The sequence below is a fragment of the Streptomyces sp. col6 genome, assembly GCF_008042035.1.
In the GTDB taxonomy this organism is placed as follows: Bacteria; Actinomycetota; Actinomycetes; order Streptomycetales; family Streptomycetaceae; genus Streptomyces.
Window position 1 is genome coordinate 864,476 of the sequence record NZ_RDBL01000013.1, and the last position, 3,990, is coordinate 868,465.

General features: G+C 68.2%; 3 protein-coding genes. 2 read left to right on the forward strand and 1 reads right to left on the reverse strand.

The annotated features are described in order from the left end of the window. On the forward strand, positions 1 to 1,320 hold a 1,320-nt coding region (locus EAO73_RS20530), incomplete at its 5' end, for a lysine N(6)-hydroxylase/L-ornithine N(5)-oxygenase family protein (RefSeq protein WP_224756383.1). Here EAO73_RS20530 and EAO73_RS20535 read toward each other — a convergent pair. Continuing rightward, positions 1,317 to 3,128 (reverse strand): bifunctional metallophosphatase/5'-nucleotidase, encoded by a 1,812-nt coding sequence (locus tag EAO73_RS20535; RefSeq protein WP_147972959.1) that lies wholly within the window; start codon positions 3,126 to 3,128, stop codon positions 1,317 to 1,319. The two genes, EAO73_RS20530 and EAO73_RS20535, sit on opposite strands and share 4 nt — an antisense overlap. Before the next feature lie 246 nt (positions 3,129 to 3,374). Between EAO73_RS20535 and EAO73_RS20540 the strand changes: the two genes are divergently transcribed. Next, positions 3,375 to 3,990: SIMPL domain-containing protein (locus EAO73_RS20540; RefSeq protein ID WP_147973567.1), on the forward strand; the 616-nt coding region annotated here is incomplete at its 3' end.

The window sequence follows — 3,990 nt, forward strand, 5'->3', positions numbered from 1 at the left end:
ACCCCCCTCACCACCGCCTTCTACGAACAACGCCCCGCATTCCACTGGCACCCCGGCCTCCTCATCGACGGCGCCACCCTCCAAGTCCCCTTCCTCGCCGACCTCGTCACCCTCGCCGACCCCACCAGCCCCTGGAGCTTCCTCAACTACCAACGCACCCAGGACCGCCTCTACCCCTTCTACTTCGCCGAGCGCTTCCACATCCACCGCGCCGAATACGACGCCTACTGCCGCTGGGTCAGCACCCAGCTCCCCGGACTCCACTTCGGCCACCAGGTCGACGCCATCCGCTGGGACCCCCACACCGCCCACTTCCAGGTCGACCACACCCAGCTCGACGCCCACGGCGAAGCCGAATCACTCGGCCGCACCCACACCCGCCACATCGCCCTCGGCATCGGCACCGAACCCCACATCCCCGAACCCCTCAAACCCCTCACCGACACCGGCACCGCCCCCGTCATCCACTCCGCCGACTACCTCCACCACCGCGACCAGCTCCTCCAGGCCCCCCACATCACCGTCATCGGCTCAGGACAGTCCGGCGCCGAAATCTTCCTCGACCTCCTCCGCGCCCGCCCCACCGGCAACGAAGGCCTCCACTGGCTCGCCCGCACCCCCGCCTTCGCCCCCATGGAGTACTCCAAACTCGGCCTCGAACACTTCACCCCCGACTACACCCGCTACTTCCACGCCCTCCCCGAACCCGTACGCGACACCCTCGTCCCCCAGCAATGGCAACTCCACAAAGGCATCGACCACGCCACCATCACCGCCATCCACGACGAGCTCTACCGCCGCACCCTCCACGGCGGCTGGCCCGACGCCACCCTCACCCCCGGCGTAGCCGTCCGCACCGCGGGACGCGTCGCCAACACCCGCGTCGAACTCCACCTCGAACACACCCAGCAAGGCACCCGCACCCGCCTCACCACCGACGCCGTCGTCCTCGCCACCGGCTACCGCGAACGCCCCCTCGACACCCTCCTCGACCACCTCGCCCCCCACCTCCGCCGCGACACCGCCGGACGCCCCCACGTCGACGCCCACCACCGCCTCGACCTCGGCCCCGCCATCACCGGCCACATCTACGTACAGAACGCCGAACGCCACACCCACGGCGTCGGCGCCCCCGACCTCGGCCTCGCCGCCTGGCGCAGCGCCACCATCCTCAACCACCTCACCGGCACCACCCCCTACCCCCTCCCACAGCGCCCCTCGTCCCCCTCACCCGCCCCAACTGACCACAAAAAAGCGGCCGCCCCACCTCCCCGCACCAGGGGAGGCGGAACGACCGCCCGAACCAACCGGCCGACCTAGAACACCGGCGTACCGTCCCGCGTCAGCCGCCAGTCCACCGAAGCGAACTGCGCACCGTCCACCGAACCCTTCGCCTGCACCCAGGCGATGATCGTGTTCCGGATCTCCTCCGAATTCGCCCACAGCTGCTTCGCGGGCGGAACATGCGGGAAGTTACCCCCACCGCTCGCCCGGTAGTTGTTCACCGCCAGCACGAACTGCGCCTTCGGGTCGACCGGCTTCCCTTCGAACGACAGATTCACGATCCGCGAACCCACCGGCTTCGCGATGTCGATGTCGTACGTCAGCCCCGACACCGCGTCATAGTTGTAGTCCGGCGTGTTCTCCGCATTCGTCAGCTTCGCCGGATCCACCGGAGCACCCGCCGCGGTCTGCACGTAGTACTTCGCCGAGAACTCCAGGTAGTCCAGGATCTGCGCACCCGTCACCAGACGCGCCTCAAGCGTGTTCTCGAACGGGTACAGACCCGCCGCATCCTTGATCGTCACGTTCCCGGCCGGAATCCGCGCCGTACGCGAGAAGCACGACGCCTGCGACAGCACCGGCAGCTCCGCGTACTCACCACCCGCCAGCGCCGCCTTCACCGTCTCCGCCTGGACGACGTTGATCAGATCGATGATCGGCTCGTCCTTCCACGCCGCCTCCGCCGTCGTCATCTCCGACGCCGCCGTACCGATCACCTGGTTGACGTACGCCACAACCTTCTTGTGCTCGTCCGCCAGCATCTTCGTGATCTTCCGGTCCTCCGCCACCGTGTTCGAGTTCAACACCCTCGACCCGGCCTTCTCGACCACCCAGCGGCCCTTCTCCCACACCACATCGAAGTCGAACAGCGTCAGCCGCTGCCCCCACTTCAACGGCTCCGAGAGCACGACCTTCTTCCCCGTCTCCTTGTTCTCCACGAAGTACTCGGGAATCTCCAGGTGCGCGTGACCCACCAGGATCGCGTCGATCCCCGGCACCTGCTCCGCCACCAGACCCGCCGCGTTCTCCACATACGGAATCTGATCCCCGTACGACGACGTCCCGCTGTTCCCCGAGTGCGCCGACACGATCACCACATCCGCGCCCATCGAACGCAGCCGCGGCACATACTTCGCCGCCTGCTCCTCCAGACCCGGGAACACCATCTTCCCGCCCACGTTCGCCTTGTCCCAGATCGCGATCCCCGGATTCGTCAGCCCCAGGATCGCCACCTTCACATCACGCCCGTGCGGCGTCCGCAGCTTCTTGATGACATACGGCGCGAACGCCGGCCGCAACGTCTTCGCATCCAGCGCGTTCGCCCCCAGCAGCGGGAAGTCGCACTGCTCCTCGAACTTCCGCAGCACCGGAATCCCGTAGTTGAACTCGTGATTCCCCAGCGCCGCCGCGTCGTACCCGATCGCGTTCATCGCCTGCGCCATCGGATGCACCGGGCCACGCTTCGCCGTGATCGGGTCGATCTTCGCGTAGTAGTACGACAGCTGCGTGCCCTGGATCGTGTCACCCGCGTCGATCATCAGGGTGTTGTGACGGCCCTTCTCGCGCCGCACCTGCTCCACCAGCGTCGAGATCTTCGCCAGACCGACGTCGTTGTGGTCCTTGTCGTCGAACTCGGCATCCGTGAAGTAGTCCCAGTTGAAGACGTTCCCGTGCAGGTCCGTCGTCCCCATCACGGTGAACGAGTACCGCTTCTGCGGACGCCCATGACCATGACCGTGCCCACGCCCGTGCGCCTGGGCGGGCGAAGCCGCGCCGCCCACCACCACCGCACCCGCGCCGGCCGCGGCCGATGTCCCCAGGAACGTCCTTCGGTTCAGCGGCATCTCGTCTCCCACATCCCAGTTCTCTTGGTGCGAAGTCCAGCCGCGCACAGTCGTGCCGTGCCCGGCCCCGTCCACCCGTGACGCGTGTAGATCGCACACAACCACGGACAACGCGCGTAGATAATCACCCACGCACCACCCCCGGCAACACCCCCGACAGGTTTCCGTTCCATGACCACACGCCGTCCACCGGCCAACACCCGCCCGACCACCCCACCTGTCACACCCGGATGCCACAGTGGACCCATGACCGACACCGCCCAGCCCTACGGCACCCCGGACCAGCCCCGCCTCGCCGTCCGCGGCGAAGCCCGCCTGGAAGTCGACCCCGAGATCGCCCGCCTCTCCCTCACCGTCACCGCCCGGGGCAAGGACCGCCGCGCCGCCCTCGAAGACCTCACCCGCCGCAACGCCACCGTCCTCGAACTCGCCCGCAGCTACGGCGACGCCGTCGAAAAACTCGAAACCGGCGCCCTCTCCATCACCCCCGAACTCGTCCACCGCGGCCGCGACGAGAAGATCCGCGCCTACCACGGCCGCGTCCACATCACCGCCGCCCTCAACGACTTCACCGCACTCGGTGAATTCGTCACCCGCGTCGGCGACCTCGACATGACCCAGGTCAACGGCCCGTGGTGGGCCCTGCGCCCCACCTCACCCGCCCACGGCGAAGCCCGCCGCCAAGCCGTCCGCGAAGCCGTCAAACGCGCCCGCGAATACGCCGAAGCACTCGGCGCCGAACTCGCCGCCCTCGTCGAACTCGCCGACATTGGCGCGGAGAACGCCGCCCCCGTCGCCTACGCCCGCACCGGCGGCTACGGCGCCATGCCCGCAGCCCCCGGCGGGGAGCCGGCCGTGATGA